Origin of the sequence: Amycolatopsis sp. NPDC024027, from assembly GCF_040638975.1 — a bacterium.
Taxonomy (GTDB): domain Bacteria; phylum Actinomycetota; class Actinomycetes; order Mycobacteriales; family Pseudonocardiaceae; genus Amycolatopsis.
Map to the genome: position 1 here is coordinate 78908 of NZ_JBEZYY010000007.1, position 25431 is coordinate 104338.

The 25431-nt window shown below is 71.7% G+C and carries 26 protein-coding genes; 18 read left to right on the plus strand and 8 right to left on the minus strand.

What is annotated here, in order from left to right:
* Positions 1-72: 72 nt before the first annotated feature.
* Positions 73-366 carry a co-chaperone GroES gene (gene groES / locus AB0F52_RS19095; RefSeq protein WP_004559922.1) on the plus strand — a complete coding sequence of 98 codons (294 nt, stop codon included), beginning with the start codon at positions 73-75 and terminating at the stop codon, positions 364-366.
* Between the two features lie 97 nt (positions 367-463).
* A complete protein-coding gene (groL, locus tag AB0F52_RS19100; RefSeq protein WP_360172237.1) occupies positions 464-2077 on the plus strand; it encodes a chaperonin GroEL in 1614 nt (537 codons plus the stop codon).
* 152 nt (positions 2078-2229) lie between these two features.
* On the opposite strand, the gene AB0F52_RS19105 is transcribed toward groL, so the two are convergent.
* The gene (locus tag AB0F52_RS19105) at positions 2230-2532 is read right to left on the minus strand and encodes a WhiB family transcriptional regulator (RefSeq protein WP_276209731.1); all 303 of its coding nucleotides are present in this window, start codon (positions 2530-2532) and stop codon (positions 2230-2232) included.
* Between the two features lie 209 nt (positions 2533-2741).
* On the opposite strand from AB0F52_RS19105, the gene AB0F52_RS19110 reads away from it, so the two are divergent.
* From AB0F52_RS19110 to AB0F52_RS19130, 5 genes are all read left to right on the plus strand, one after another.
* Positions 2742-3686 (plus strand): MerR family transcriptional regulator, encoded by a 945-nt coding sequence (locus AB0F52_RS19110; RefSeq protein WP_360172241.1) that lies wholly within the window; start codon positions 2742-2744, stop codon positions 3684-3686.
* A 364-nt stretch (positions 3687-4050) separates the two neighbouring features.
* Entirely contained in the window at positions 4051-4905 is an 855-nt protein-coding gene (locus AB0F52_RS19115) for a hypothetical protein (RefSeq protein WP_360172244.1), read from the plus strand.
* A 131-nt stretch (positions 4906-5036) separates the two neighbouring features.
* A complete protein-coding gene (locus tag AB0F52_RS19120) occupies positions 5037-5633 on the plus strand; it encodes a response regulator transcription factor (RefSeq protein ID WP_003073605.1) in 597 nt (198 codons plus the stop codon).
* A 372-nt stretch (positions 5634-6005) separates the two neighbouring features.
* A complete protein-coding gene (locus AB0F52_RS19125; RefSeq protein ID WP_026468912.1) occupies positions 6006-6578 on the plus strand; it encodes a sigma-70 family RNA polymerase sigma factor in 573 nt (190 codons plus the stop codon).
* Positions 6579-7514 carry an anti-sigma-D factor RsdA gene (locus AB0F52_RS19130; RefSeq protein ID WP_360172247.1) on the plus strand — a complete coding sequence of 312 codons (936 nt, stop codon included), beginning with the start codon at positions 6579-6581 and terminating at the stop codon, positions 7512-7514.
* A gap of 68 nt (positions 7515-7582) precedes the next feature.
* Here AB0F52_RS19130 and AB0F52_RS19135 read toward each other — a convergent pair whose 3' ends face one another.
* Positions 7583-7978: a DUF5319 domain-containing protein gene (locus tag AB0F52_RS19135; RefSeq protein WP_003073549.1), complete on the minus strand. Its 396-nt coding sequence runs from the start codon at positions 7976-7978 to the stop codon at positions 7583-7585.
* 149 nt (positions 7979-8127) lie between these two features.
* On the opposite strand from AB0F52_RS19135, the gene guaB reads away from it, so the two are divergent.
* The 4 genes from guaB to AB0F52_RS19155 all read left to right on the plus strand — a co-directional run bounded on the left by guaB (position 8128) and on the right by AB0F52_RS19155 (position 12004).
* The gene (gene guaB, locus AB0F52_RS19140) at positions 8128-9639 is read left to right on the plus strand and encodes an IMP dehydrogenase (RefSeq protein WP_360172250.1); all 1512 of its coding nucleotides are present in this window, start codon (positions 8128-8130) and stop codon (positions 9637-9639) included.
* A gap of 142 nt (positions 9640-9781) precedes the next feature.
* Positions 9782-10309, plus strand: coding sequence for a hypothetical protein (locus tag AB0F52_RS19145; protein ID WP_360172253.1), 528 nt, complete (start codon positions 9782-9784; stop codon positions 10307-10309).
* A 2-nt stretch (positions 10310-10311) separates the two neighbouring features.
* Positions 10312-10794, plus strand: coding sequence for a hypothetical protein (locus AB0F52_RS19150; protein ID WP_360172256.1), 483 nt, complete (start codon positions 10312-10314; stop codon positions 10792-10794).
* A gap of 76 nt (positions 10795-10870) precedes the next feature.
* Positions 10871-12004 (plus strand): GuaB3 family IMP dehydrogenase-related protein, encoded by a 1134-nt coding sequence (locus AB0F52_RS19155; RefSeq protein ID WP_103353362.1) that lies wholly within the window; start codon positions 10871-10873, stop codon positions 12002-12004.
* On the opposite strand, the gene AB0F52_RS19160 is transcribed toward AB0F52_RS19155, so the two are convergent.
* The gene (locus tag AB0F52_RS19160) at positions 11988-12182 is read right to left on the minus strand and encodes a DUF397 domain-containing protein (RefSeq protein WP_360172260.1); all 195 of its coding nucleotides are present in this window, start codon (positions 12180-12182) and stop codon (positions 11988-11990) included. The two genes, AB0F52_RS19155 and AB0F52_RS19160, sit on opposite strands and share 17 nt — an antisense overlap.
* Before the next feature lie 154 nt (positions 12183-12336).
* On the opposite strand from AB0F52_RS19160, the gene AB0F52_RS19165 reads away from it, so the two are divergent.
* The 3 genes from AB0F52_RS19165 to AB0F52_RS19175 all read left to right on the plus strand — a co-directional run bounded on the left by AB0F52_RS19165 (position 12337) and on the right by AB0F52_RS19175 (position 16344).
* Entirely contained in the window at positions 12337-14049 is a 1713-nt protein-coding gene (locus tag AB0F52_RS19165; RefSeq protein ID WP_360172263.1) for a GMC family oxidoreductase, read from the plus strand.
* A 10-nt stretch (positions 14050-14059) separates the two neighbouring features.
* Positions 14060-14767, plus strand: a complete 708-nt coding sequence (locus tag AB0F52_RS19170; RefSeq protein ID WP_360172266.1) for a maleylpyruvate isomerase family mycothiol-dependent enzyme — start codon at positions 14060-14062, stop codon at positions 14765-14767.
* 71 nt (positions 14768-14838) lie between these two features.
* The gene (locus AB0F52_RS19175; RefSeq protein ID WP_360172269.1) at positions 14839-16344 is read left to right on the plus strand and encodes an FAD-binding oxidoreductase; all 1506 of its coding nucleotides are present in this window, start codon (positions 14839-14841) and stop codon (positions 16342-16344) included.
* On the opposite strand, the gene AB0F52_RS19180 is transcribed toward AB0F52_RS19175, so the two are convergent.
* Positions 16341-17786: an aldehyde dehydrogenase family protein gene (locus tag AB0F52_RS19180; RefSeq protein WP_360172272.1), complete on the minus strand. Its 1446-nt coding sequence runs from the start codon at positions 17784-17786 to the stop codon at positions 16341-16343. The genes AB0F52_RS19175 and AB0F52_RS19180 overlap by 4 nt on opposite strands.
* A gap of 162 nt (positions 17787-17948) precedes the next feature.
* On the opposite strand from AB0F52_RS19180, the gene AB0F52_RS19185 reads away from it, so the two are divergent.
* On the plus strand, positions 17949-18554 hold the full coding sequence (locus AB0F52_RS19185; protein ID WP_360172275.1) for a rhomboid family intramembrane serine protease: 606 nt from the start codon (positions 17949-17951) through the stop codon (positions 18552-18554).
* Here the strand turns inward: AB0F52_RS19185 and AB0F52_RS19190 are convergent.
* Positions 18522-19067 carry a DinB family protein gene (locus AB0F52_RS19190; RefSeq protein ID WP_360172278.1) on the minus strand — a complete coding sequence of 182 codons (546 nt, stop codon included), beginning with the start codon at positions 19065-19067 and terminating at the stop codon, positions 18522-18524. The genes AB0F52_RS19185 and AB0F52_RS19190 overlap by 33 nt on opposite strands.
* Positions 19068-19174: 107 nt before the next feature.
* Here AB0F52_RS19190 and guaA point away from each other — a divergent pair, with 107 nt between their 5' ends.
* Positions 19175-20731, plus strand: a complete 1557-nt coding sequence (gene guaA / locus AB0F52_RS19195) for a glutamine-hydrolyzing GMP synthase (protein ID WP_360172281.1) — start codon at positions 19175-19177, stop codon at positions 20729-20731.
* Between the two features lie 63 nt (positions 20732-20794).
* Here the strand turns inward: guaA and AB0F52_RS19200 are convergent, their stop codons facing one another.
* Entirely contained in the window at positions 20795-21037 is a 243-nt protein-coding gene (locus AB0F52_RS19200; protein ID WP_103342481.1) for a hypothetical protein, read from the minus strand.
* Positions 21030-22319, minus strand: coding sequence for a PspC domain-containing protein (locus tag AB0F52_RS19205; RefSeq protein WP_360172285.1), 1290 nt, complete (start codon positions 22317-22319; stop codon positions 21030-21032). Before AB0F52_RS19205 ends, AB0F52_RS19200 begins: the two co-directional genes overlap by 8 nt.
* 120 nt (positions 22320-22439) lie before the next feature.
* Between AB0F52_RS19205 and AB0F52_RS19210 the strand changes: the two genes are divergently transcribed.
* Both AB0F52_RS19210 and AB0F52_RS19215 read left to right on the plus strand, forming a co-directional pair.
* Positions 22440-23747 (plus strand): PspC domain-containing protein, encoded by a 1308-nt coding sequence (locus AB0F52_RS19210; protein WP_360173195.1) that lies wholly within the window; start codon positions 22440-22442, stop codon positions 23745-23747.
* Between the two features lie 7 nt (positions 23748-23754).
* Entirely contained in the window at positions 23755-24435 is a 681-nt protein-coding gene (locus tag AB0F52_RS19215; RefSeq protein WP_103342484.1) for a response regulator transcription factor, read from the plus strand.
* Here AB0F52_RS19215 and AB0F52_RS19220 read toward each other — a convergent pair.
* Positions 24432-25337, minus strand: a complete 906-nt coding sequence (locus tag AB0F52_RS19220) for a DMT family transporter (RefSeq protein WP_360172288.1) — start codon at positions 25335-25337, stop codon at positions 24432-24434. The two genes, AB0F52_RS19215 and AB0F52_RS19220, sit on opposite strands and share 4 nt — an antisense overlap.
* Between the last annotated feature and the right edge of the window lie 94 nt (positions 25338-25431).

The following is a 25431-nucleotide window of genomic DNA, read 5'->3' on the forward strand; positions in this document are numbered from 1 at the left end:
CCGCGACGGCGGGGGTGGTAGAGCCGTAACCACATCCTGCCAACGCTTTCGACGACCGTGGAGGTCAACCCGGTGAGCGTGAACATCAAGCCGCTCGAGGACAAGATCGTTGTCCAGACGAGTGAGGCCGAGGAGACGACCGCTTCCGGCCTCGTCATCCCCGACACCGCCAAGGAGAAGCCCCAGGAGGGCAAGGTTCTGGCCGTGGGCCCGGGCCGGATCGACGACAAGGGCAACCGTGTCCCGCTGGACGTGAACGTCGGCGACGTCGTCATCTACTCCAAGTACGGCGGCACCGAGGTCAAGTACAACGGCGAGGACTACCTCATCCTGTCCGCCCGCGACGTGCTGGCCGTCATCAACTGACGTCCGCTCGCAGCGCATGACGCCCCGGGCCCCGCACAACGCCGGGGAGCGGGGCGTTCGTGCGTTCAAGACCACCGGAAGGTAAGCGGAAAACGCTATGCCCAAGCAGATCAAATTCGACGAGGACGCTCGTCGCGCACTCGAGCGCGGGGTGAACAAGCTCGCCGACGCGGTCAAGGTCACTCTCGGCCCGCGCGGTCGCCACGTCGTGCTCGACAAGAAGTTCGGCGGGCCGACCATCACCCTCGACGGCGTGACCGTCGCCCGTGAGATCGAGCTCGACGACCCGTTCGAGAACCTCGGCGCCCAGCTCGCCAAGAGCGTCGCCACCAAGACCAACGACGTCGCGGGTGACGGCACCACGACCGCGACCGTGCTCGCGCAGTCGCTGGTGAAGGTCGGCCTGCGCAACGTCGCGGCCGGCGCCAACCCCTCGGCGATCGGCCGCGGCATCGAGGCCGCCGCGGAGAAGGTCATCGAGATCCTCAAGGCCAAGGCCACCCCGGTCAAGGGCCGCGAGAACATCGCCCAGGTCGGCACCGTGACCTCGCGTGACGCGAACATCGGCGCCCTGCTCGGCGAAGCCGTCGAGAAGGTCGGCGAAGACGGCGTCATCACCATCGAGGAGTCGTCGACCCTGGCGACCGAGCTGGTGATCACCGAGGGCGTCCAGTTCGACAAGGGCTTCCTCTCGGCGCACTTCGCGACCAACCCGGAGGAGCAGAAGGCGATCCTCGAGGACGCCTACATCCTGCTCGTCCGCGAGAAGATTTCGTCGCTGGCGGACCTGCTGCCGGTGCTCGAGAAGGTCGTCGAGGCCAAGAAGCCGCTGCTGATCATCGCCGAGGACGTCGACGGCGAAGCGCTGTCAACCCTCGTGGTTAACTCGCTGCGCAAGACGATCACCGCGGTCGCCGTCAAGGCGCCGTTCTTCGGTGACCGCCGCAAGGCGTTCCTGGACGACCTCGCGGTCGTCACCGGTGGCGAGGTGATCTCCACGGAGATCGGCATGAAGCTGGCCGACGCGAACCTCGGTTCGCTCGGCAGCGCGCGCCGCATCGTCGTCACCAAGGACGACACCACGATCGTCGACGGCGCCGGCACCAAGGACGCCACCCAGGCGCGGATCGCGCAGATCCGCAAGGAGATCGAGAGCACCGACTCCGACTGGGACCGCGAGAAGCTGCAGGAGCGGCTCGCGAAGCTCGGCGGCGGTGTCGCGGTGATCAAGGTCGGCGCGGCCACCGAGACCGAGCTGAACGAGCGCAAGCACCGCATCGAGGACGCCGTGGCCGCGACCAAGGCCGCCGTCGAAGAGGGCATCCTGCCCGGCGGCGGTTCGGCGCTGGTGCACGCGGTCAAGGAGCTCGAGGGCGGCCTCGGCCTCTCCGGCGACGAAGCGACCGGTGTCCGGATCGTGAAGGACGCGCTGACGGCGCCGCTGTTCTGGATCGCGACCAACGCGGGCCACGAGGGCGCGGTCATCGTCAACAAGGTGCAGGAGCAGGGCTGGGGGCAGGGCTTCAACGCCGCCACCGGCGAGCTCACCGACCTGCTGGCCGCCGGCATCGTCGACCCGGTCAAGGTGACCCGGTCCGCGGTGGCGAACGCCGCCTCCATCGCCCGGCTGGTGCTGACCACGGAGTCGTCCGTGGTCGAGAAGCCGGCCGACGAGGAGCCCGCCTCGGCGGGGCACGGCCACTCGCACTGACGCAGTACGCGAAGCGGGGCGGTACTTCCCAGGGGGAGTGCCGCCCCGCTTTCGTCGGCGCCGGGCGCGTCCGCTTCGAGCCCCGAACGGCCCCTGAACGGCACGGAGGGCGGCACCCCACCCGGTGCCGCCCTCCGATGTCTGTGGTGCGCTCAGCCGCCGGACATGCTGAGCGCGCGTTTGTCCGATTTGATGATGTTCTCCCGCTCGGACTCCGAGAGCCCGCCCCAGATGCCGTACGGCTCGTGCACCGCCAGCGCGTGGCTGCGGCACATCTCCAAGACCGGGCAGCTCAGGCAGACGGCCTTCGCCCTGGCCTCCCGCCGTGCCCGCGCCGGGCCGCGCTCGCCGTCCGGGTGAAAGAAGGACGCGCTGTCCATCCCCCGGCACGACCCTTCGAGCTGCCAGTCCCACATGTCGGCGTTGGGTCCTGGGAGCCTGCGCGTGTCTGCCATCCTGACCGCCTCCGTCATTCGGTCGATGCCGCTAGCTGCTCTGCGGTGGTGCCGATACTCCATTCGGTGCAACGGGCGTAACGTTAGAAGCGCGCCAATAGTTGTTCAAGCGATTCGGTTCGATTCAGCCGTTAGGCATCCCCCGGATGTGTGAGCAGGGCTTTCGCCTCCGGTTGCCGACTGCGCTGGGTGCCTGGATATTGAGCCTCGTGGGAGCTGGGTCGGGCACCGAAGAACCCACCCTGCCGGTGGCCTCGGTCGCCCGCCGGCTCGGGGTCGCGCCGTCCACCCTCCGAACCTGGGACCGCCGCTACGGACTGGGCCCCAGCCGCCACACCGACGGCCGGCACCGCCGCTACGGAACCTCCGACATCGGCCGCCTCGAACTGATGCAGCGAGCGCTGCTGAGCGGCGCGTCGACGGCCGAGGCGGCGCGCTACGCCCTCGAGCAGATGCCCCGCTCCGGCCCGCCCCAGCCGGAGGAGCTTTCGGAGCCCGCCGGTGCCTCGGCGGCCGACGACGGCCTGGAGGTCCGCTCCCGCCTGGCCCGCCGCTTGAGCACGGCGGCGCTGGCGATGGACGTCGGCGCGGTCCAGCGCATGCTCGCGGACACCATCGCCGAGCTCGGCGTGCTCCCGGCCTGGACGGGCGTGATCGAGCCGGTCCTGTCGGCGCTCGGCGCGCGCTGGCGGGGGGCGAGCGCGGGGGCGGAGGTCGAGTACCTGCTGGCGGAGTGCGTGTTCGCGGCCCTGGTCCGCGCGACGCCGGTGCTCGACGAACCCCGCAACACCCGCCCGGTCCTCCTCGGCTGCGTCCCCGACGAGCGCGACTCGATGCCGATGTACGCGCTGGCGGCGTCCCTGGCGGGCCGCCGGATCGGCGCGCAGCTGTTCGGGGTGCCGTTGCCGGCGGAGGTGCTGGCGGTGGCGGTGCGCCGCAGCGCCCCGGCGGCGGTGGTGCTGTGGGCGCACGGGCGCGGGGTGGCGGACGCGCGGCTGTTCGCGAGGGTGTCGCGCGGACGCCAGCGCAGCAGGTTGTTCGCCTGCGGCCCGGGCTGGGACCCGGCGGGCCTGCCGGACAAGGTGGAGCTGCTGACGGACCTTCCCTCGGCGGCGGACCGCCTCGAGCACGTCCTGGTCGGCGCCTGCCATTAGCGGCCGTTCGCGGCACGCGTGGCCGGTTCAGGTGGCCGTGGCGAGGTGGGGTGTCGGTTGTCGGCGGCTGGCTCGGTGGCCGTGCTGGGCAAGGTGGAGTTGCTGACGGGCCTCCTGCCGGCGGCGGACCGCCTGGAGCACGTCTTGGTCGGCGCGCAGCGGTAGGGCCGGGCTGCCCGCTGTCCACAACCTGGCAGCGATGTGGACAACTCCGGCGGACGGACCGCGATCCGCCGGTTTTGTCGCACTTCGCCGATAGACTGGACCGGGGTCAGCCCCCAGGGATGGGTGGGGCATGCCTGTCCGGGCGCGCGGCGGTAGTTCGATCATGTTTTTTGTCGGTCCTACCCACTAGAAAGGACGGGTGCACGAACCCGCCCTCAGGGCCGCCGCGTTCGGGAGCGATCCGCTGCCCGATCCCGCCGCCGTGCGCGGTGCCGGCAGCCCGCGGGAACGGCTGCTCGCCGCCATCGTCCTCGGCGCCCAGGGCCGGTACGCCGCCGCCGCGACCCTGCTCGATGCCCTCCGGCACGACAGCGACCCGGTGGTGGCCTCCCTCGCCGCCAGCACCCTCGCCTCGCACCGGCGGCAGCTGGGGGGCCACCGGCAGGCTCGCGCGCTCGACGGCGAGGCCTTCGCGAAAGCCGCCCACCTGGACACCCAGCAGGATCCCGACGGCCTCGACGCCGCCGGTGCGAGAGCCGACGCCCTCCTCGGCCTGGCCGCCGACAACCTCGCCCTCGGCCGCCTCGCCGCCGCCCGCAGGCTCGCCGCGCGCGCCGGTACCGGTGCCGCCGGGTGGCGGGCCGGCGTCCGCGGCGGCTGGGTGGGCGCCGAAATCGCTCTCGCCGCAGGTCAGGGCGCCGATGCCGTGCCGCACGCCGAGCGCGCTTTGGAAACCGCGCTCGCGCGGGGCGCGCGGCGGCACGCCGTGAAATCCCGGATTGTGCTGGCCGTGGCCCTGAGGGCGGCCGGGGCTCCCGATCACCGGAAGATTTCGGACGACCTTGTCGGAAATGCAATGGCGGCCGCGGAGGAATGCGAACTCCTTTCACTTTCGTGGCCGGCGGCGCTCGTCGCGGCCGACCTGCGCCCAGGACACGCCGAGGAGTATCGATTCAGAGTGGCGCAGGTGTTGCACGCAGTGTTACGAAGCGCAGATCCTTGCGGGAGGAGGGTTGCGGGGGAATCACCATGGGTCCCGGTCCCGGGTGGTTGAGCCGTCGGAATGGGGTGTTCCGGCATCCGGGCTAAGAAACTTCAAAAAAAGCCACCGGATCGTGTCAAGGTTCGGGCTAAAGCGTCCGATAGGGGAAGAGGAATGTCACCCGGCTGCAGGAAGGAAACCCCGTGACGACGGTCTTGATCTGCGACGACCGACGCAGTGTCCGTGAAGGGCTCACCCGAGTGATGTCCGCGGTCCCTGGGGTCAGTCGCATCGACTGCGTAGCGCACGGTGACGAGCTGCTGGCCCGGTACTCCCGTCAGCCCGTCGACGTCGTGCTGGTCGGGACGCAACGCGCGGTCCCGACGGGTGTCGAAGCCACCCGGCGGCTCGTCTCGGCCAACCCCCAGGCGAACGTCATCGTCTTCGGTGCCCCGGACGACGCGGGCAGCATCGCCGCCGCGATCGCCGGCGGTGCCCGCGGCTACCTCCGCTGGGACGCGTCCCGGCCGGAGCTGGTCGCCGCGCTGGCCCACACCCTGGCGAGCACCTCGGTGCCCGCGCCCCGTCAGCCGTCCGACCCGGGCGTCCAGCTGACCGAGCGCGAGCTTCAGGTGCTCCGCGGGATGAGCCAGGGCAAGAGCAACGGCCAGATCGGCCGCGAGCTCTACCTGTCCGAGGACACGGTCAAAACCCACGCTCGGCGGTTGTTCCGCAAGCTCGGCGTGCGCGACCGCGCGCAGGCCGTGGCGCACGGTTTCCGCCGCGGCCTGGTCAGCTGACCTGCCGCTCTCCCCGTTCCTGACACGGCCGGTTCCCAGGTGACGACGGGCCAGGGCGTACTGCCCTGGCCCGCACCTGTGTGGTCCCCACCACACTCCGGCGCCGCCGGGGCCGTTGACGCCCCCGGCACCGTCCTCCGACGGATCTCGTACCCGTGACGCCGCTCACTCGTTGAAACGACGATGTCGACCACGGGTCTGCACGACAATCCGTATTTCCGCGGCTACGCACGCCGCGGCGCGCCGGGGAGTACCGCGCGCGCCGCTCCGGTGCGAGCCGAAGGTACGGTAGCGGTCACCGGTGCGCGGTGGAGGCGACCACGGGCCGGGTTCTTTGCACACCTACACGTAACACTGGGACTGTTGTCTGCGATGGCCAATGTGGGGGATGGACTGGATGAGCCGGTCGCCGCTGCTGTCGAGGGAGATCCCCAGGCAGTCGAGCGGCTGTTGGCTGCTATCCGTCCACTGGTAGTGCGGTATTGCCGCGCTCGGGTTGGCAGGCAGGAGCGATCGTTCGCTTCGGCGGACGACGTTGCGCAGGAGGTGTGTCTCGCGGTGCTAACGGCATTGCCCTCGTACCGCGATCAAGGCCGCCCGTTTCTGGCCTTCGTCTACGGGATCGCCCAGCACAAGGTGGCCGACGCGCACCGCGCGGCGGCCCGGAACCGGGCCGAGCCGGTGGCCGAGATCCCCGACGAGGTCGAGGGCGGGGTCGGTCCCGAGCAGCGGGCGCTGCAAGGTGAGCTGAACGAGCGGATGTCCCAGTTGTTGCAGGTGCTGCCGGACAAGCAGCGGGAGATCGTGGTGTTGCGCGTGGTCGTGGGCCTGTCGGCGGAGGAGACCGCGGACGCGGTCGGCTCCACCCCGGGTGCCGTCCGCGTCGCCCAGCACCGCGCCCTCGCGCGGCTGAGAAAGGTCCTGGCCGCGGAGGAGGTGATCTGAGTGACCGGTCACGAGAAGAGATTCGAGCCGGACGACGTCTTCGGCAGTGGCCTGACGGCGTCGGAGGCGGAGTTCGCCGCCGACCTGTCGGCCGTGCAGGCCGATGACGCACTGCTCGACGCGCTCGGCGGGTCCGACCCGGCGCTGGCCGACGGTCTCGGCGACCAGGAGCTCAACGCGTTGCTGGTGGCGTGGCGAAGAGACATCGACAGCGAGCCGCTGGCCGAGCTCGTCGACGTCGACACCGCCGTGCGCACCGTCAGTACCGCCGCTCTCGCGAAGCGGCACGCTTCGAGCGGACGCCGTCGCAGGCTGCTCGTCCCGGTCGCCGTCGCCGCCGCCGTGCTGGCGATCGCGTTCACCGGCACCGGGCTGGCCGCGCGCTCCGCGCAACCCGGCGACACCCTGTGGGGCCTCGCCAAGGTCCTCTACTCCGACCACACCCGTTCCGTCGAGGCGGCCGCGACAGCGAAGCTCGACCTCGAAAAGGCCAACCTCGCCATCGCCGGCGGCAACCTCGACGCCGCCCGCCAGGCCCTCCAGGACGCCCAGGCCGCCCTGACGCAGGTCACCGACGAGGAGAACCGTGACCAGCTGATGGAGCAGCACCGGCAGCTCGCCGCCCAGCTCCAGAACCCCGAAGCGCCGGTCCAGGGCCCGATCCAGACCTCGGTACCGCCGGTTTCGCCCGGCGCGCCGACGAGCCAGGCGCCGCCGGCCGGGCCGGCGTCGTCCTTGCCGGGCAGCGGCAGCGGCACCACGAGCCTGCCGGGCAGCGCGACCCCGACGCCGACGCCCCCGGCGCCGACCACCACGCTGCCGGCCACCACGACCCCGGCGGCGCCGACCACCACCGGCGCCACCGGCAACGACCCGGGCACCCCGCGCAGCGAGTCCGCCGGCGGTCAGCCACAGGGCGTCAGCGAGACCCCGTAGAACGGACAGCGAAAAGCCCTGGTGAGGAAACTCTCACCAGGGCTTTTCCGGGTCTTCGGGGAGTGCGCTCAGTAGGCGCTTTCGTTGGCCGTGACACCGTCGGCGAAGCCGCGGCAGTAGTCCCAGCTCACGTAGTCGCCGGGGTTCGGGTCGTAGGCCGGCTCGTGCGGACGCATCCGCCCGTCGGCCAGCAGCTGCTCGAGGCTCGCCCGCAGCAGGTGCCAGTCGTGGTAGTGCGGTTCGTCGCACTCACCGCAGTCGACGACGATCCCGCGAACCCCGCGGGGTTCGAGGAGAGCCTGGTAGACGGCCAGATCCGAGAGATCGGCCAGTAGTTCGGTGCGTTCGGAGTCGCTGATCGGCTCGTCCAGCCGGTCCTCGGGGTCTCCGAATGCGCGGGCCGGGTCGTCCGGGTCGTCCGCGAACGGGTCTGGAGGCAGGACATCGTGCGCCACGGCCTGCACGGTACCGGTCGGCCCCGCCGGCCCGCCCACCGCCCGGGGCGGGCGCCGGGCGGCGGATATCATGAGGGGAAGGCTCCGGGTTGCCGCTGATCTTGGATCGAAGACCGGCGACCCCCGCTCATCCCGCGCCAGGAAGGCCCTTCACCCGCATGACCAGCGACGGCACCACCGCCCCCGTTCCGGCCAAGTTCGCCATGCTCGGCCTGACCTTCGACGACGTGCTGCTGCTGCCGGCCGAATCGGACGTCGTGCCGAGCTCCGTCGACACGAGTTCCCGGCTGACCCGGAACATCACCCTCGGCGTCCCGCTGGTGTCCGCGGCGATGGACACCGTCACCGAGGCGCGGATGGCCATCGCCATGGCCCGCCAGGGTGGCATCGGCGTCCTCCAGCGCAACCTGCCGATCGACGAGCAGGCCGCCGCGGTCGAGGTCGTCAAGCGGTCCGAGGCCGGCATGGTCACCGACCCGGTCACCTGCGCCCCCGACGCGACGCTGGCCGAGGTCGACGCCCTGTGCGCGAAGTTCCGCATCTCCGGCGTGCCGGTGACCGACGCGGCCGGGACGCTGGTGGGCATCATCACCAACCGCGACATGCGGTTCGAGGTCGACCACAGCCGCCCGGTGTCCGAGGTCATGACGAAGGCGCCGCTGGTCACCGCCCAGGTCGGGGTGTCGGCGGACGCCGCGCTCGGCCTGCTGCGCCGGCACAAGATCGAGAAGCTGCCGATCGTCGACGGCGCGGGCAAGCTCCGCGGGCTGATCACGGTCAAGGACTTCGTGAAGACCGAGCAGTACCCGAAGGCGACGAAGGACCCGGACGGCCGGCTCATCGTCGGGGCCGCGGTCGGCGTGGGCGTCGACGGGCACAAGCGCGCGATGACGCTCGCCGAAGCCGGCGTCGACGTGCTGATGGTCGACACCGCGCACGGGCACTCCCGCGCGGTCGTCGACACGGTCTCGCTGCTGAAGAAGGAGCTGGGCGAGTCGGTCGACATCGTCGGCGGCAATGTCGCGACCCGGGCCGGCGCGCAGGCGCTGGTCGACGCGGGCGCCGACGGCATCAAGGTCGGCGTCGGCCCGGGCTCCATCTGCACCACCCGGATCGTGGCGGGCGTCGGCGTGCCGCAGATCTCGGCGATCTACGAGGCCGACCAGGCCGCGCGGCCGGCGGGCATCCCGGTGATCGGCGACGGTGGCATCCAGTACTCCGGCGACATCGCGAAGGCCATCGCGGCCGGCGCGTCCACGGTGATGCTGGGCAGCCTGCTCGCCGGCACCGCCGAGTCGCCGGGTGACCTGATCCTGGTCGGCGGCAAGCAGTTCAAGGTCTACCGCGGCATGGGCTCGCTGGGTGCGATGCAGTCCCGCGGGCAGGGCAAGTCCTACTCGAAGGACCGCTACGCCCAGGACGACGTGCTCAACGAGGACAAGCTGGTCCCCGAGGGCATCGAGGGCCGGATCCCGTTCCGCGGGCCGCTGTCGAACGTCGTGCACCAGCTGATCGGCGGCCTGCGCGCCGGGATGGGCTACGCGGGTGCCGAGACGATCGCGCAGCTGCAGGAAGCGCAGCTGGTGCGGATCACCGCGGCCGGGCTCAAGGAGAGCCACCCCCACGACATCACGATGACCGTCGAAGCGCCGAACTACACGACCCGCTAGTCCGTTCGCGTTACGGCGGCAGTGGGGCCCGCACCCCGAACCGGCCGGAAGTGCGGGCATCTCGCTGTGTCATCGTGACCTAGCGTGCTTACGGTAATCGGTCTATCGCCTTGCGTGGCAGTCGTGGTGTGCACTAGGACGCATGACGGTCGGCCGGCTCGCCCAGGTGCTGCGCAAAGTGTTCTTCACGGCCGTCGCCCTGGTGTCCCTGATCCTCGGCGGCGTGGTGTGCCTGATGTGCCAGTTGCTCGCTGGCCGGGACGCGCCGGTGTACCGCATCGAGGGGCACGTGACGTCCCACACGCGCGGTGCGCTCCCGGTCGGCGGGGACGAAGAGGCGGTGAGCCACACCCTCGCGGTCGACGCCGGTGACCGGCACTACCGCGTCACCGCGGTGGACGCCGGCCTGGACCTGCCACCCGGCCAGCCGGTGACGCTCGACGTGTCGACGGCGGACGGGAGCATCGCCTACCTGCGGGCCGGCGGCGGCGTGGTCGACCTGCGCCCGGGCGTGATCCGGCCGGTGCTGTCGATCGCCGCCAGCCTGCTGGCGCTGGGGGCGGTGTACTTCGGCGCGGTCCGGCTGAACGTCTACCCGCCGGTGGCGACCTGGCTGGCGCTCGCGCTGGGCGCGCTGCTGGCGCCGGTCGCCGTGTTCGTGCGGGTGTAGCCGTGTCCGGCAACGTGATCTCCCCAGCGCTTCTGGCGGTCGCCGCCGGGGCAGGGCTGGCGTTCGGGACCTTCGGGGTCCTCGCATCCTTCGGGCCGTCCGAGCGGACGGAAGCTGTCGTCGAGACGAGGCACAACGAGCAGCCACCCCAGGGAGAGCGCCTCTACGAACTCGTCTTCCGCACGCCTTCCGGCGAGCACTTCAAGGTCCGCGAACCCGACGCGCACCTCGACCTGGAGCCGGGGTTGCCGGTCGGGCTGCAGGTCTCCGCGGTCGGGCGGAAGGTGCAGGCCGTCGAAACCGGTGACCACCGGGTGAGCACCGATTCGCTCGGCGCGGTGGCCTGGCTGGCGGTGGTGTTCGGGGCGGGCATGCTGCTCGGCGCGCTGGTCAGTGCCGCCGACACGGGCCGGCCCGGCCTGGCCACGCTGAGCGCGACGTCCGGGTTGGTGGTGGGGGCACTGCCCGTGCTCCTGCTGTTCTAACCCCCGTGCGCGGGTCACCCACGCGGCCTAGCGACAATGGGGCACGGCAGATTGTCGTCGGCGGAGGAGGCTTCACGTGCGGGACCTGGTCGAGATCGGGATGGGCCGCACCGCGCGGCGGGCGTATGACCTCGACGACGTCGAGATCGTGCCGTCGCGGCGGACTCGCTCGTCTTCGGTGGTGTCCACCGCCTGGCAGATCGACGCCTACCGCTTCGACCTGCCGCTCGTCACGCACCCGACCGACGCGATCGTCTCGCCCGGCACCGCGGTCGCCGTCGGCGAGCTCGGCGGGCTGGGCGTGCTCAACGCCGAAGGGCTCTGGGCGCGGCACGCGAACGTCGAGGACGCCATCTTCCAGCTGGTCCGCGCGGCCGAGGACCTCGAGGACCCGACCGCGGTCGGCCGCGTGCTGCAGGAGCTGCACGCCGCCCCGATCCGGCTCGACCTGCTGACCGAGGCGATCAAGACGGTCCGCGAGTCCGGCGTCACGGTGGCCGCCCGGGTCAGCCCGCAGCACGCCGCCGAGCTGACCCCGGACCTGATCGCGGCCGGCGTCGAAATCCTCGTCGTCCAGGGCACGATCATCTCCGCCGAGCACGTCCAGCGCGACGCAGAGCCGCTGAACCTCAAGGACTTCATCGGCCGGCTCGACGTCCCGGTGATCGCCGGCGGCGTCAGCGACTACCGCACCGCGATGCACCTCATGCGCACCGGCGCGGCCGGCGTCATCGTGGGCCACGGCTACACGCCGGGCGTGACGAGCACCGACCGCGTGCTCGGCATCGGCGTCCCGATGGCCACCGCGATCATCGACGCCGCGGCCGCCCGCCGCGACTACCTCGACGAGACCGGCGGCCGGTACGTGCACGTGCTCGCGGACGGCGGCATGACGGTGTCGGGCGACATCGCCAAGGCCATCGCGTGCGGCGCGGACGCCGTCATGCTCGGCTCGCCGCTGGCCGCCGCCTCGGACGCGCCCGGTCAGGGCCTGTACTGGACGGCGGCCGCGGCGCACCCGTCACTGCCGCGCTCGCGCGTGGCGGCCGGCCCCGATTACGCCGTGGACCTCAAGACCCTGCTGTTCGGGCCGTCGTCGGACGCGGAAGGCGTGGTGAACCTGTTCGGGGCGCTTCGCCGGGCGATGGCGAAGACGGGTTACTCGGACCTCAAGGAGTTCCAGCGGGTCGGGCTCACCGTGCGCCGGTGAGCCGGTCGAGGAACGCGGCGAAGGCGGCCGCGGAGTAGACCAGGATCGGCCGGGGCACCGCTTGCTTGGTGTCCCGGACCCCGACGACGCCGGGGCCGGTGCCGATCTCGACGCAGGCGTTCTCTTCGAAGTGGCTGTGGCTCGACTTGCGCCAACCGGTGAGCGTTCGTGGGCTCATCGTGGTGTCTCCCGCCCTTGTGTCCCGACCGGCGGTGATTCGCCGACGTGGACATCGACCACCGTAGAGATTACCCACTATTGTTGTCGGACAAGCGTAACCGGCGAGTAACTTACCTCTGGTCAGAACGCGAAGCCGGAGTTACGCTCCAGGTGTGACTGCCAGTAACACCACCACCAGTGCGGGTGGCCCCGACTACGACGTCGTCGTGGTGGGGTCGGGGTTCGGCGGCAGCGTTGCGGCGCTGCGGCTCACCGAGAAGGGCTACCGGGTCGCCGTCGTCGAGGCCGGGCGCCGGTTCGCCGACGACGAGTTCGCGAAGACGTCGTGGGACCTCAAGCGCTACCTGTGGGCGCCGCAGGTCGGCTGCTACGGCATCCAGCGCATCCACATGCTCAACGACGTCATGGTGCTGGCGGGCGCCGGCGTCGGCGGCGGCTCGCTCGTCTACGCGAACACGCTGTACCGGCCGCTCCGGCCGTTCTACCGCGACCGGCAGTGGGCGCACATCACCGACTGGGAGTCCGAGCTCGCCCCGCACTACGACCAGGCGAGCCGCATGCTCGGCGTCGTCACGAACCCGACGATCACCCCGTCGGACGTCGTGATGCGCGAGGTCGCGAAGGACATGGGTGTCGCCGGTTCGTTCCACCCGACGCCGGTCGGCGTCTACTTCGGCAAGCCGGGGGAGAAGGCGGCCGACCCGTACTTCGGCGGTGCCGGCCCCGAGCGCGTCGGCTGCACCGAGTGCGGCTCGTGCATGACCGGCTGCCGGGTCGGCGCGAAGAACACGCTGGTCAAGAACTACCTCTACCTCGCCGAGCAGGACGGCGCGCAGGTCATCCCGCTGACGACGGTGACGTCGGTGAAGCCGATCGACGGCGGCTACGAAGTCGGCCTCAAGAAGACCGGGACGACCTCGAAGAAGTTCCGCACGACGATCACCGCCGAGAAGGTCGTCTTCGCCGCGGGGACCTGGGGCACCCAGAACCTGCTGCACAAGATGAAGGACACCGGCACGCTGCCGCGGCTCTCGCGGCGGCTCGGCGAGCTGACCCGCACGAACTCCGAGGCCATCATCGGCGCGGCCCGGACCGACGTCGACGAAAGCCGGAACTTCAGCCGCGGCGTCGCGATCACCTCGTCCATCCACCCGGACGAGAACACCCACATCGAGCCGGTCCGCTACGGCAAGGGCAGCAACGCGATGAGCCTGCTGCAGACGATCGCGACGGACGGCGCCTCGCCGGTGCCGCGCTGGCGGCAGGCCGTCACGTTCATGCTCAAGCACCCGGTCCAGGCGGCGAAGCTGCTCAACGGCTACCGCTGGAGCGAGCGCACGGTGATCCTGCTGGTGATGCAGAGCCTGGACAACTCGATCACGACGTACACCAAGCGCGGGCTGTTCGGCCGCCGCAAGTACACGTCCAAGCAGGGCCACGGCGAGCCGAACCCGAGCTTCATCCCGGCCGGCCACGAGGCCAACGAGCGCACGGCCGAACGCATCGGCGGCATCGCGGGCGGCACCTGGGGCGAGATCTTCGACATCCCGCTGACCGCCCACTTCATCGGCGGCGTCCCGATCGGGGCCACCGCCGACGAAGGGGTGATCGACCCGTACCACCGCGTGTTCGGCTACCCGGGTCTGTCCGTGGTGGACGGCGCGGCGATCACCGCCAACCTCGGCGTGAACCCGTCGCTGACGATCACGGCCCAGGCCGAGCGCGCGTTCTCCTTCTGGCCGAACAAGGGCGAGGAAGATCTGCGCCCGCCGCAGGACCTGCCCTACGCGCGGCTGGAGCCGATCGCACCGAAGAACCCGGCCGTCCCGGCCGAAGCGCCCGCCGCGCTGCGTCGTTCCTCCTAGACTCGGGGCCGTGACGGCATCCGAGAAGGCACACGCACTGCTCGACGGCATCCGGAAGCTCGACGACGAATGGGCGCGGGCCATCGGTGGCCTCGGCGAACCCGAGCTGCGCGCGCCCAGCGCGTTGCCCGGCTGGTCGCGCGCCCACGTCCTCACGCACGTCGCCCGCAACGCCGACGGCCTGCAGAACCTGCTGGTCTGGGCGAACACCGGCGTCGAGACGCCGATGTACGCCAGCGCCGAGGCCCGCGAGCGGGACATCGAAGCCGGCGCCCGGCGCGCGGCCGCCGACCTGCTCGCCGACTTCGTCGCTTCGGCCGGGCGCTTCGAGCAGTACGCCGCCGCGATGCCGGACGACGCCTGGGCGCGCGAAGCCCGCAACCGGCAGGGCGCGCCGGTCACCGGGGCCGTCGTGGCGCGGATGCGGCTGTCCGAACTGACCATCCACCTCGCCGACCTCGACCGCGGCTACGACCTCGACCGCGTGCTCGCGCTGCTCGGGCCGCTCACCGAGGACGTCGTCCAGAACGCCGTCACCGCGCGGGGGTCCCACCTGCCGGCGCTGCGTCTGGCCACCGACGGGTTCGAGTGGACGATGGGTGCCGCCCCGAAGACGACCGTCCGCGGGTCGGCCGGGGCGCTGCTGGCCTGGCTCAGCGGGCGTACCGACGGCGCCGCTCTCGACGGCGACGTGCCCCCGCTTCCCGCCTGGGCGTGACCGGCCCGCTCCGCCCGGTGCACGCCTTGCGCCCGCTCTACACTGGGCGTCCCGGCACCGAGGAGTCCGCTGTGGACAGTGAGCACGACCAGGGGCGGCCCGGCGTCCGCCGCCGGACGTTCCTGCGGATCGCGGGCGTCTCGGCCGCCGGTGCCGTCGCCGCCGCGTGCGGGCCGGAGAACCCCGCCGCCCCGGTCGCCTCGACCGCCCCGGTGGACACGACGTCGGCCCCGCCGGGCACCCGGCTGCCCACCGGGCCACCGAACTGGGACGACCTGCGCCCCCGGCTGACCGGCGGCCTGCTGCGTCCGGGCGCCGACAGCTACGACACCGCCAAGCACGGCTTCAACCAGCTGTTCGACGGCAACAACCCGGTCGCCGTCGCGACCGTGGCGAACGCCCAGGACGTCCAGGCCTGCCTGCAGGCGGCCGCCGGACGCGTCGCGATCGCCGCGCGCAGCGGCGGCCACAGCTACGCCGGTTACTCGGTGCCGGTGGGCGGTCTGGTCATCGACGTCGCCGCGCTGAACAAGGTCGACGTCCAGGGCGGCAAGGCCGTGATCGGCGCCGGCGCGAAGCTGGCGGACGTCTACGCCGGGCTGGCGCGGGCCGGGCGCGCGCTGCCCGCCGGGTCGTGCCCCACGGTCGGGATCGCCGGGCTGACCCTCGGCGGCGGCATCGGCGTGCTCGCCCGCAAGTACGGCCTCACCTGCGACCACCTGAGCTCCGCACAGGTCGTCACCGCCGACGGCCGGGCACTCACCGCGTCCGCGAGTTCCGAACCGGACCTGTTCTGGGCGCTGCGCGGCGGGGGCGGCGGCAACTTCGGCATCGTCACCGAGTTCACCTTCGACACCGATCCGGCGCCCGCGGCGCTGACGGTGTTCTCGCTGCACTTCCCGGACGGTGCCGCGAGTGGCGTGCTCGCCGCGTGGCAGCAGTGGATCGCCGCGATGCCGCCGGAGCTCTGGGCGAACCTGGTGCTCTCGGGCGGGTCGCCGGTGCAGTGCCGCGTCGGCGGCTGCTACGTCGGAGGCGCGGCCGGGCTCAACACCCTGCTGAACAACCTGACCGCCAACGCCGGCGCCCGGCCGACGCAGCGCGTGGTGAAGACCCTGGACTACCTCGGCGCCATGAAGTACTTCGAGGGCAGCTCGAACCGCCAGTCGTTCGTCGCCTCCTCGCGGATGATCACCACCCCGGTCGACGCCGCGAAGCTCGTCGCGGTCGCCGACGGCCGGTCGGGCATGGACCTGCTGATCGACGGTCTCGGTGGCGCGGTGGCCGGGCCGGCCAAGGACGCCACCGCGTTCTGGCACCGCGACGCGCTGGCCAGCATCCAGGTCTACGCGCCCGCGACGGCGAAGACCCGGACGAAGGTCACGCAGGCGGTCGGCGACGTCGTCGCGGGACTCGCCGCGGCCGGCGCGGGCGGCGGGTACGTCAACTACATCGACCCGGCCCTGCCCGACTGGAAGGCCGCCTACTACGGCGACAACGCCAAGCGCCTGCAGGACGTCGCGAACAAGTACGACCCCAACAACGTCTTCCGGTTCGGGCAGGGCGTGGTCAGTTAGAGGTCGATGCCGGTGAAGACCGTGACGCGTTCCTCTGTCAGGTCGTGCATCGCGGCGAGCACGCCTTCGCGGCCGACGCCGGAGCCCTTTACGCCACCGTAAGGCATCTGGTCGGCGCGGTAGGACGGGACGTCGCCGATGATCACGCCGCCGACCTCCAGCTCGGCCGACGCGTGGAACGCCAGCTGGATGTCGGTGGTGAAGACGCCGGCCTGCAGGCCGTACGCCGATTCGTTGACCGAGCGGAAGGCCTCGTCCACTCCGTCCACAACAGACACCGCGAGGACCGGGCCGAAGATCTCCTCGGTCCACGCCTTGGTGCCCGGCGGGACGTCGGTGAGCAGTGTCGGGACGACGGTCGCGCCGTCGCGGGTGCCGCCGGTGAGCACCTTCGCGCCCGCTTCGACGGCCTCGTCGATCCACGCGACGATCCGCTCGGCGGCGGCTTCGTCGACCACCGGGCCGACGTCGGTGGTGCGGTCGTACGGGTCGCCGGTCCGCTGCGCCTCGACGGCGTCCACCAGCGCGGGCACGAACTCCTCGGCCACGGCGGCGTCCACGATCACCCGCTGCACCGCGATGCAGGACTGGCCGGCCTGGTAGTTGCCGAAGGTGGCGATCCGGTGCGCGGCGCCCTCGGGGTCGGGCCAGTCGCGCAGCACGACGGCCGCCGCGTTGCCGCCGAGCTCGAGCACGACGTGCTTGCGCGGCGCGGCGTCCTTGAGCGACCAGCCGACCGGGCCGGAGCCGGTGAACGACACGACCGGCAGCCGCGGGTCGGCGACGAGCGCTTGCGTCTGCTCGTTTCCCAGCGGCAGCACGGAGAAGGCGCCTTCCGGCAGGTCCGTCTCGGCCAGGATTTCGCCGAGGATCAGCGCCGACAACGGCGTCCGCGGGGCGGGCTTGACGATGATCGGCGCACCGATCGCCAGCGACGGCGCGACCTTGTGCGCCACCAGGTTGAGCGGGAAGTTGAACGGCGCGATGCCGAGCACCGGCCCGCGCGGGACACGGCGGGTCAGCGCCAGCCGGGCCTCGCCGGCGGGGTCGGTGTCGAGGCGCTGGACTTCGCCGGTGAACCGGCGGGCTTCCTCGGCGGCGATGCGGAACACCGACACCGCGCGCTTGACCTCGGCTTCGGCCCACTTGAGCGGCTTGCCGTTTTCGGCGGTGATCACCTCGGCGATCTCCTCGGCCCGCGCGGCGAGCACGCGGGAGACGTGGTCGAGCGCTCCCGCGCGCAGGTGCGCGGGGCTGCGCCGGAACTCCTTGGCGACCGCGGCCGCGGCGGCCACCGCGCGTTCGACCTGCTCCGGCCCGGGCACGGCGACCGTGGCGACCTCGCTGCCGTCGTACGGGTGGTGCACGACGAGGGTGGTGGCGCCCGGCTCCGGGCGGCCGGCGATCCAGGCGGGGCGCGGCTCGGGGGTGATCATGTCCATGCGTACCAACGTAATCCGGCCGGGGGCGCGACCGGCGGACCCCCACCCGGACGGGTCATGGCTTGACGAACACCGTCAGCGCTTCACGGCCGGCCGTTTCCGGTGTGCCGACCGTGACAAACGGCGGAGGTGCGGTGGCGGTGTCGCGCCTAGATTTCGGTCATGACCACTCGCGCCGCAGCTCGCAACCCGTTCGGGGCCCTCGCCACCGGGCCACGCCGCCCGATCCTCACGGCCGTGGTGTTCGCGGTGACCCTGGCCTGCGGCATCGCGCAGCTGGTGCACCCGCCGCTGTACGACGCGATGCACCGTGACGCCGCCCGCATCGACGCCGGCGAGTGGTACCGCCTGCTGACCGGCATGTTCTTCCAGGACGGCTGGGCCTTCGGCCTGACGTCGAACCTGCTCTGGCTGGCGTTCTTCGGCACGCTCGCCGAGCGCGTGTTCGGCCGCGTCCGCTGGCTCGTCCTGTACTTCGGCTGCGGCCTGTTCGGCCAGGTCATGAGCTACGTCTGGCTGAACCCGGTCGGCGCGGGCAACTCGATGTGCGTCACCGGCCTGATCGGCGGCCTGGTGGCGGTCGTCATGGTGGCTTCTCGCCGCTACGGCGTGGTGCTGCCGATGCAGATCCGGCTCATCGCCTTCGCCGCGCCGGTGCTGGCCGTGGTGGACACGCTGTCGCACGACAACCACGGCCTGCCGCTGCTGCTGGGCCTGGCGCTCGGCTTCGCGCTGCTACCGGCTCCGGTAAAGGTCGCGCAGCAGTAGGACTTCGGCGCAGTGGTGGATCAGCTCGCGGTGGATGTGCAGCACCAGCGTCGCCATCGGGTACTCCGCGTACGGCCCCTCGGCCGGTCCGCACGGCCGGGCCAAGGCCTCTTCGTCGAGCGACTTCACCCCGTCGACCCACTGCGCGTAGAGCTTGTCGAGTTCGGACAGCGCCTCGGCGGCGGTCCCGGGGTAGGGATAGGTGTCGTAGCCGATCGGCGCGCCGCCGAAGTGCGACGCGATCCGCGCGCCCAGCACGCCGACGAGGATGTGGCCGAGCCGCCAGGCGATCGTCGTGACCGGCGGCGGTGCCGGCTCCGGGAAGGCGAAGTCGATGGTGAACGGGCCGGTGCCGGGTTCGTCGTCCGACTTCCTCGGCCGCACCGTCCAGCAGCCCGCGACCGGCTCCCAGAAGTACTCGTCGTCGGTGAGCCCCTCGAGCTTCCGGTGCACCAGGAAGTTCCAGTGGAAGTCGAGCTGGTCGGTCAGTTCCTTCGTCCAGTTCACAGCCATACCGGGCACCGTAGGCCCGATCGAGGACAGGGACCGCCCTGAATCCCGGGTGACCCGGCCCACCTGGGACGATGGAGGCCTATCCCACCGTCGCAGGAGGTCCTCAGGTGCCCAACCCCACCGGTCCGGTTCTCGTCGTGGACTTCGGGGCGCAGTACGCGCAGCTGATCGCCCGGCGCGTCCGCGAGGCACAGATCTATTCGGAGGTCGTCCCGCACAGCGCGTCCACCGAAGAGATCCTCGCCAAGAACCCCTCGGCCATCATCCTCTCCGGCGGCCCTTCGAGCGTGTACGCCGAAGGCGCCCCGGGCATGGACCCGAAGCTCACCGAAGCGGGCGTGCCGATGTTCGGCATCTGCTACGGCCACCAGCTGCTGGCCAGCGCGCTCGGCGGGGTCGTCGAGCCGACCGGGGTGCGCGAGTTCGGCCGCACCGAGGTCCGCGTGACCGGTGACGGCGGTGTCCTGCACGCCGGCCTGCCCGCGCACCAGCCCGCCTGGATGAGCCACAACGACAGCGTCACCAAGGCCCCGGAGGGCTCGGTCGTCACGGCGTCTTCGGACGGCGCCGAGGTCGCCGGCTTCGAGGACGTCAAGCGGCGCTTCGCCGGCGTCCAGTACCACCCGGAGGTCGCGCACTCGCCGCACGGCCAGGAGGTGCTGCGCCGGTTCCTGCGCGACATCGCCGGCATCGAGCCGCAGTGGACGACGTCGTCGATCGTCGAGGAGCAGGTCCAGCGGATCAGCGACCAGATCGGTGACGGCCGCGCGATCTGCGGCCTGTCCGGCGGGGTCGACTCCGCCGTCGCGGCCGCGCTCGTGCAGCGCGCCATCGGTGACCGGCTGACCTGCGTGTTCGTCGACCACGGTCTGCTGCGGGCGGGCGAGCGCACCCAGGTCGAGCAGGACTTCGTCTCCGCCACCGGGGTCAACCTGGTCACCATCGACGCGCGGGAACGCTTCCTCGACGCGCTGGCCGGCGTCACCGACCCGGAGCAGAAGCGCAAGATCATCGGCCGCGAGTTCATCCGCGTGTTCGAGCAGGCCGAGCGCGACCTCAAGGCCGCGGGCGACTACCGGTTCCTCGTGCAGGGCACGCTGTACCCGGACGTCGTCGAGTCCGGCGGCGGCGAGGGCACGGCGAACATCAAGAGCCACCACAACGTCGGCGGCCTGCCGGACGACCTGCAGTTCGAGCTGGTCGAGCCGCTGCGGCTGCTGTTCAAGGACGAGGTCCGCCGCGTCGGCCTGGAGCTGGGCCTGCCCGAGACGATCGTGCAGCGCCAGCCGTTCCCCGGCCCCGGCCTGGGCATCCGGATCATCGGCGCGGTCGACCAGGAGCGGCTGGACACCCTGCGTGCGGCGGACCTGATCGCGCGTGAGGAGCTGACGGCCGCCGGGCTGGACCGCAGCATCTGGCAGTGCCCGGTGGTGCTGCTCGCCGACGTCCGCAGCGTCGGCGTCCAGGGCGACGGCCGGACCTACGGCCACCCGATCGTCCTGCGGCCGGTTTCGTCGGAGGACGCGATGACCGCGGACTGGACGCGCCTGCCCTACGAGGTTCTCGAGCGGATTTCCACGCGCATCACCAACGAGGTCGCGGAGGTCAACCGGGTGGTCTTGGACGTGACGTCCAAGCCGCCGGGCACCATCGAGTGGGAGTGACCTCTCCCCGGACAGGACTCGAGGCCCCGGCGTGGGATCCGGGGCCTCGAGTGATCCGGTGGCTCAGCGCCGCCGCTTGCTGCCGAACGACGCGGTGAGGAGCAGCAGCCCCACGAAGACCGCACCGCCGGCGACCACCCAGCGGAAGTCGAACGACGGCAGCCAGCTCGCGCCGTCCGAGAGGACGTACGCCGACACCAGCAGGGTCGCGACGCCGAAGATCAGGGTGATGACGTCCACGCCGCCGCGCTTGGCGGGCTGCGTGCCGGCCGGATCGTCGTAGGCGTAAGGGTTCTGGTCAGTCACGCCGCACCTCCACGTCGCCCACGTTGTTCGAGACCTTCAGGGTGATCTTCTGGCCGCCGACACCGTCGGGGCCGTTGTCCGTGCCGATCAGCGCGGCCTCGCCGACGCCGTCGCTCTTGCGGCCGAAGCACGACGCCTCGCCGGCGCCGGTGTGGCAGTCGAAGGTGACGTCCGCGTTCGCCGGCACGGTCACCGTGGTGTTGCCGGCGCCGTTGGACACGGTCGTCGAGTACGGCGCTCCGTCGGGCAGCTTGGTCAGGTCGAGGTCGATGTCGCCCGCCGCGTGCTGGTAGAGCGGCTTCAGCTCGGTCAACGCCTGCGGCGTCGGGTTGATGTCGCCGAGACCGCCGCGGACGTCGAAGTTCTTGAACGGCGCCGCCGTCAGGACCAGCCCGGCGATCGCCAGCGGGATCGCGAGCCCGATCAGGCCGCGTCCGCCGCGGGCGAACGCGCCGGCGACCAGGCCGATCCCGACCACGCCGAGCACCAGGCCGACGATGTGCTGCGCGTCGAACCAGGTGGCGCCGTTGAGGCCGGCCAGCACGGCCGCGCCGGCGGTCACCACGGCCAGCGCGAACGTCGCGGAGCCGACCTTCGACCGGGGACGCCGCTGCGGCGCCTGGTACGACGGTGGGGGCGGCGGCGTGGGCCGCGGCTCCTGGGCGGGCGGAGCGTCGGGAAGGTCCCAGCCGGCCGGGTCGGCCGCCAAGGGATCCCAGCCGCGCGCCGGCGAAGGCGCCTCGGCGGTGTCGGTCATGGTGAAGGCTCCGTTTCCGGTGAAGGCCGGGTACGACGTCCGCGCGGCGACCGGCGCCGGGCGGTTCTCGTGGCCGCGGCTGCGGTGCAGCAGGTAGAGCGCGGCGGCGATGAGGGCGCAGCTGATGAGCCCGCCGCCGTCGAACCACGACCCGGTGATCGAGCCCCCGGCGCTGACGACGGTGAGGATCATGAGCACGACGGCGAACGCGGGCGACACCGACGACCGGCCGCGCCCGATCAGGCTTTCGAAGCCGGAGACCTCGTCGCTTTCGCCGGGCAGGAACAGCCACCCCAGCAGGTAGAAGGGAACGCCGAAGCCGCCGAAGATCGTCGTGACCACCAAGGCGATCCGCACGACGACGGGATCGATCCCGTACCGCCGCCCGATGGCGGCGGCCACCCCGGCCAGCTTCCGCCCGGAGTGCGGCCGCCGGGGCCGGCTGTTCCAGAAGTCCTTGACGGTCTCCTCGAAGCCGTTCAGGGCACTCGGCTTCGGCGACCGGGTTTCGCTCGCACCACTCATACCGAGAAGCATGCGGCACCTGCGGCGGCGGGACATCCGGGATGGTCCCTGAGGTTTCCCCTGGCTCGCGGCCATTCACTGGATCAGGGGTTTCCCCGATGGAACCGCACCCCGGTGCGTGTGACCATGGACGGCGTGCAGGAGTCCCTCGACCACGTCACCGCCGAGCAGGCGATCGCGGCCACCACGGAACCGGGCGCGCCCAAGATGTTCCGGCGCCGGTCCGGGCGGGCCATCGCCGGCGTCGCCGGGGGGCTCGCCGATCACCTCGGTGTGCCGGTCGTCTGGGTGCGGACGGCCTTCGCGCTGCTCGCCGCGCTCAACGGCGCCGGGCTGCTCGCCTACGGCCTCCTCTGGGTGTTCGTCCAGCAGCAGTCCGAAGAAGCCGCGGAGCCGCCGACCCAGAAGGAACGCCAGCAGGCGTTCGGGCTGATCGCGCTGGGCGTCGGCCTCGCCGTCGCCAGCGGGACGCTCACCGGGTTCATCAGCGGCTGGGTCGCGGTGCCCCTGGCCGTCGCCATGATCGGTGCCGCGGTCGTCTGGCGCGAGGCCGACGAGTCGCAGCGCCGCCGCTGGAAGGTCGGCGCGAAGGACGGCTTCGCCGGGGCGTTCCTCGGCGGGGGCGGCTGGTCGGCCGCCATCCGGATCGTCGCCGGCGTCGCGCTGGTGATCACCGGCATCGGCGTCGTCGTGCTCCGCAGCGGCAGCCTCGACCAGGTCCAGTTCGCGCTCATCGCCGTCACCGCCACCCTGATCGGGGTCGCCGTGCTGACCGTGCCGTTCTGGCTGCGGCTGGTCCGGGACCTCTCCGACGAGCGCAAGGCCCGCATCCGCACCGACGAACGCGCCGAGATCGCCGCCCACCTGCACGACTCCGTGCTGCAGACCCTCGCGCTGATCCAGAAGCAGAGCGAACAGCCCCGCGAGGTCGCGCGGCTGGCCCGCAGCCAGGAACGCGAGCTGCGCGGCTGGCTCTACGGCCCCAACGGCTACGGCAAGCCCGCCGAGAACGTCGAAGAAGCGACCGGCCAGCTGTCCGAAGCGCTCGCGACGGCGTGCGGCGAGGTCGAGGACACCTTCGCGATCTCGGTCGGCCAGGTCGTCGTCGGCGACGCCGAGCTGGACGAAGCGCTGGTGGCGCTCGTCCAGGCCGCGCGGGAGGCCATCGTCAACGCGGCCAAGCACGCCGGCGTCGACGAGGTCAGCGTCTACGCCGAGGTCGAGCCGACGGCGGTGACGGTGTTCGTCCGCGACCGCGGCAAGGGCTTCGACCCCGACCTCGTCCCGGACGACCGCCACGGCCTCGCCGACTCGATCCGCGGCCGGATGACCCGCCACGGCGGCACGTGCAAGGTCCGGACGGCGCCGGGCGAGGGCACCGAGGTGCAGCTCGCCATGCCGGTGAAAGCGGGCAAGGGAGCGGCGTGAGGCGGCTATGCTCGACGACGTGACGGACAACCAGCGTGAACCGGTCAAGGTCTTCCTCGTCGACGACCACGCGCTGTTCCGCGCCGGGGTGCGCACCGAGCTCGACTCGATCACCGACGAGGTCCGCGTGGTCGGCGAGGCCGGTTCGGTCGCCGAAGCGGTGGCCGGCATCGCCCGCACGAAGCCCCAGGTCGTGCTCCTCGACGTCCACATGCCCGACGGCGGCGGCGCCGAAGTGCTGCGCCGGGTCCGCCCGGAGCTGCCGGACGTGGTGTTCCTGGCCCTGTCGGTGTCGGACGCGGCGGAGGACGTCATCGCGGTCATCCGCGCGGGCGCCCGCGGCTACGTGACGAAGACGATCTCGTCGAAGGAACTGGTCCGCGCGGTGGTCCGCGTCGCGGACGGCGACGCGGTGTTCTCGCCGAGGCTGGCCGGCTTCGTCCTGGACGCGTTCGCCGACCGCCCGGGTTCGGCGCCGATCAACGACCCCGAGCTGGACCTGCTGACGCCGCGCGAGCGGGACGTCCTGCGGCTGCTGGCGCGCGGGTACGCGTACAAGGAAATCGCGTCGGAGCTGTTCATCTCGGTGAAGACGGTGGAGACGCACGTGTCGAGCGTCCTGCGGAAGACCCAGCTTTCGAACCGCTACGAGCTCTCCCGCTGGGCCTCCGACCGCCGTCTCGTCTAAACCCGTTCCATGACCGGCGCCGCCGTCGGCACGCGCTTCGGGAGCCGCGTCAACGCTACGCCGCCGAGCACGACCACCATGCCTGCGATCACCCGCAGGTGCAGCTGCTCGCCGAGGAACACCGCCCCGAGCAGCACCGAAACCACCGGCAGCAGGTACCCGACCACCGAAGCCGCCACCGCGCCCTCGCTGGCCAGCAGCTGGTAGTTCAGGGCGAACGCGATCCCGGTCGACCCGATGCCCAGCACCAGCACCGCCAGCAGCGGTCCCGCGGAAACGTGCACCGGCGCGAACCCGCCCGCAGGCAGCGCCAGCACCAGCATTCCGCTGGCCAGCACCATCTGGCCCGCCGAAGTCGCGTACGGCGACACCGACGGGTCCGACAGGTACTTGCCCTCGTAGACGAACGCGAAGCCGTAGCTCGCCGCCGCCGCGAGGCAGCCCAGCGCGCCCCAGCTCAGCAGGCCCGACGCCTGCCACGGGGCGAAGATCAGCAGGATCCCGCCGAGACCGACGACCAGGCCCGCCAGCCGCGCCCCGGTCATCCGCGACGACGTTCCCATCAGCGGCGCGGCGAGCAGCACCCACAGCGGCGTCGTCGAGTTGAGGACGCCGGTGATGCCCGAATCGACCGTCGTCTCGCCGATCGCGAACAGCAGGAACGGCAGCGCGTTGTGGAAGAACGCCGCGACCGCCAGGTGCCCCCACGTCCGGCGGTCGCGCGGGAGCCGGGCCCGCTGCAGGCGGCACAGCACCAGCAGCATGGCGGCGCCGAGCACCAGCCGCGCCAGCACCAGCTGAACCGGCGAGAACATCCCCAGGCCCAGCTTGATCCAAAAGAAGCTCGAGCCCCACATCAGCGCCAGCGCACCGATTCTGAGCAGGGTCTTCGTCTCGCCCACCCCAGTCCTCCTTCGAAATCCGAAGTCAGCTTCACCCGGGCCAGACGTAAGGACAAGCGAAATTAACTGCATGAACACTTAAGCCGAGCTGTAC

Coding starts and splice junctions, on each gene's coding strand:
- groL (WP_360172237.1), top strand. CDS start 464: ATGCCCAAGCAGATCAAATTCGACGAGGACGCTCGTCGCGCACTCGAG.
- AB0F52_RS19105 (WP_276209731.1), bottom strand. CDS start 2,532: ATGGCAGACACGCGCAGGCTCCCAGGACCCAACGCCGACATGTGGGAC.
- AB0F52_RS19125 (WP_026468912.1), top strand. CDS start 6,006: ATGGCCAATGTGGGGGATGGACTGGATGAGCCGGTCGCCGCTGCTGTC.
- guaB (WP_360172250.1), top strand. CDS start 8,128: ATGACCAGCGACGGCACCACCGCCCCCGTTCCGGCCAAGTTCGCCATG.
- AB0F52_RS19145 (WP_360172253.1), top strand. CDS start 9,782: ATGACGGTCGGCCGGCTCGCCCAGGTGCTGCGCAAAGTGTTCTTCACG.
- AB0F52_RS19160 (WP_360172260.1), bottom strand. CDS start 12,182: ATGAGCCCACGAACGCTCACCGGTTGGCGCAAGTCGAGCCACAGCCAC.
- AB0F52_RS19180 (WP_360172272.1), bottom strand. CDS start 17,786: ATGGACATGATCACCCCCGAGCCGCGCCCCGCCTGGATCGCCGGCCGC.
- AB0F52_RS19185 (WP_360172275.1), top strand. CDS start 17,949: ATGACCACTCGCGCCGCAGCTCGCAACCCGTTCGGGGCCCTCGCCACC.
- AB0F52_RS19190 (WP_360172278.1), bottom strand. CDS start 19,067: ATGGCTGTGAACTGGACGAAGGAACTGACCGACCAGCTCGACTTCCAC.
- AB0F52_RS19205 (WP_360172285.1), bottom strand. CDS start 22,319: ATGAGTGGTGCGAGCGAAACCCGGTCGCCGAAGCCGAGTGCCCTGAAC.
- AB0F52_RS19215 (WP_103342484.1), top strand. CDS start 23,755: ATGCTCGACGACGTGACGGACAACCAGCGTGAACCGGTCAAGGTCTTC.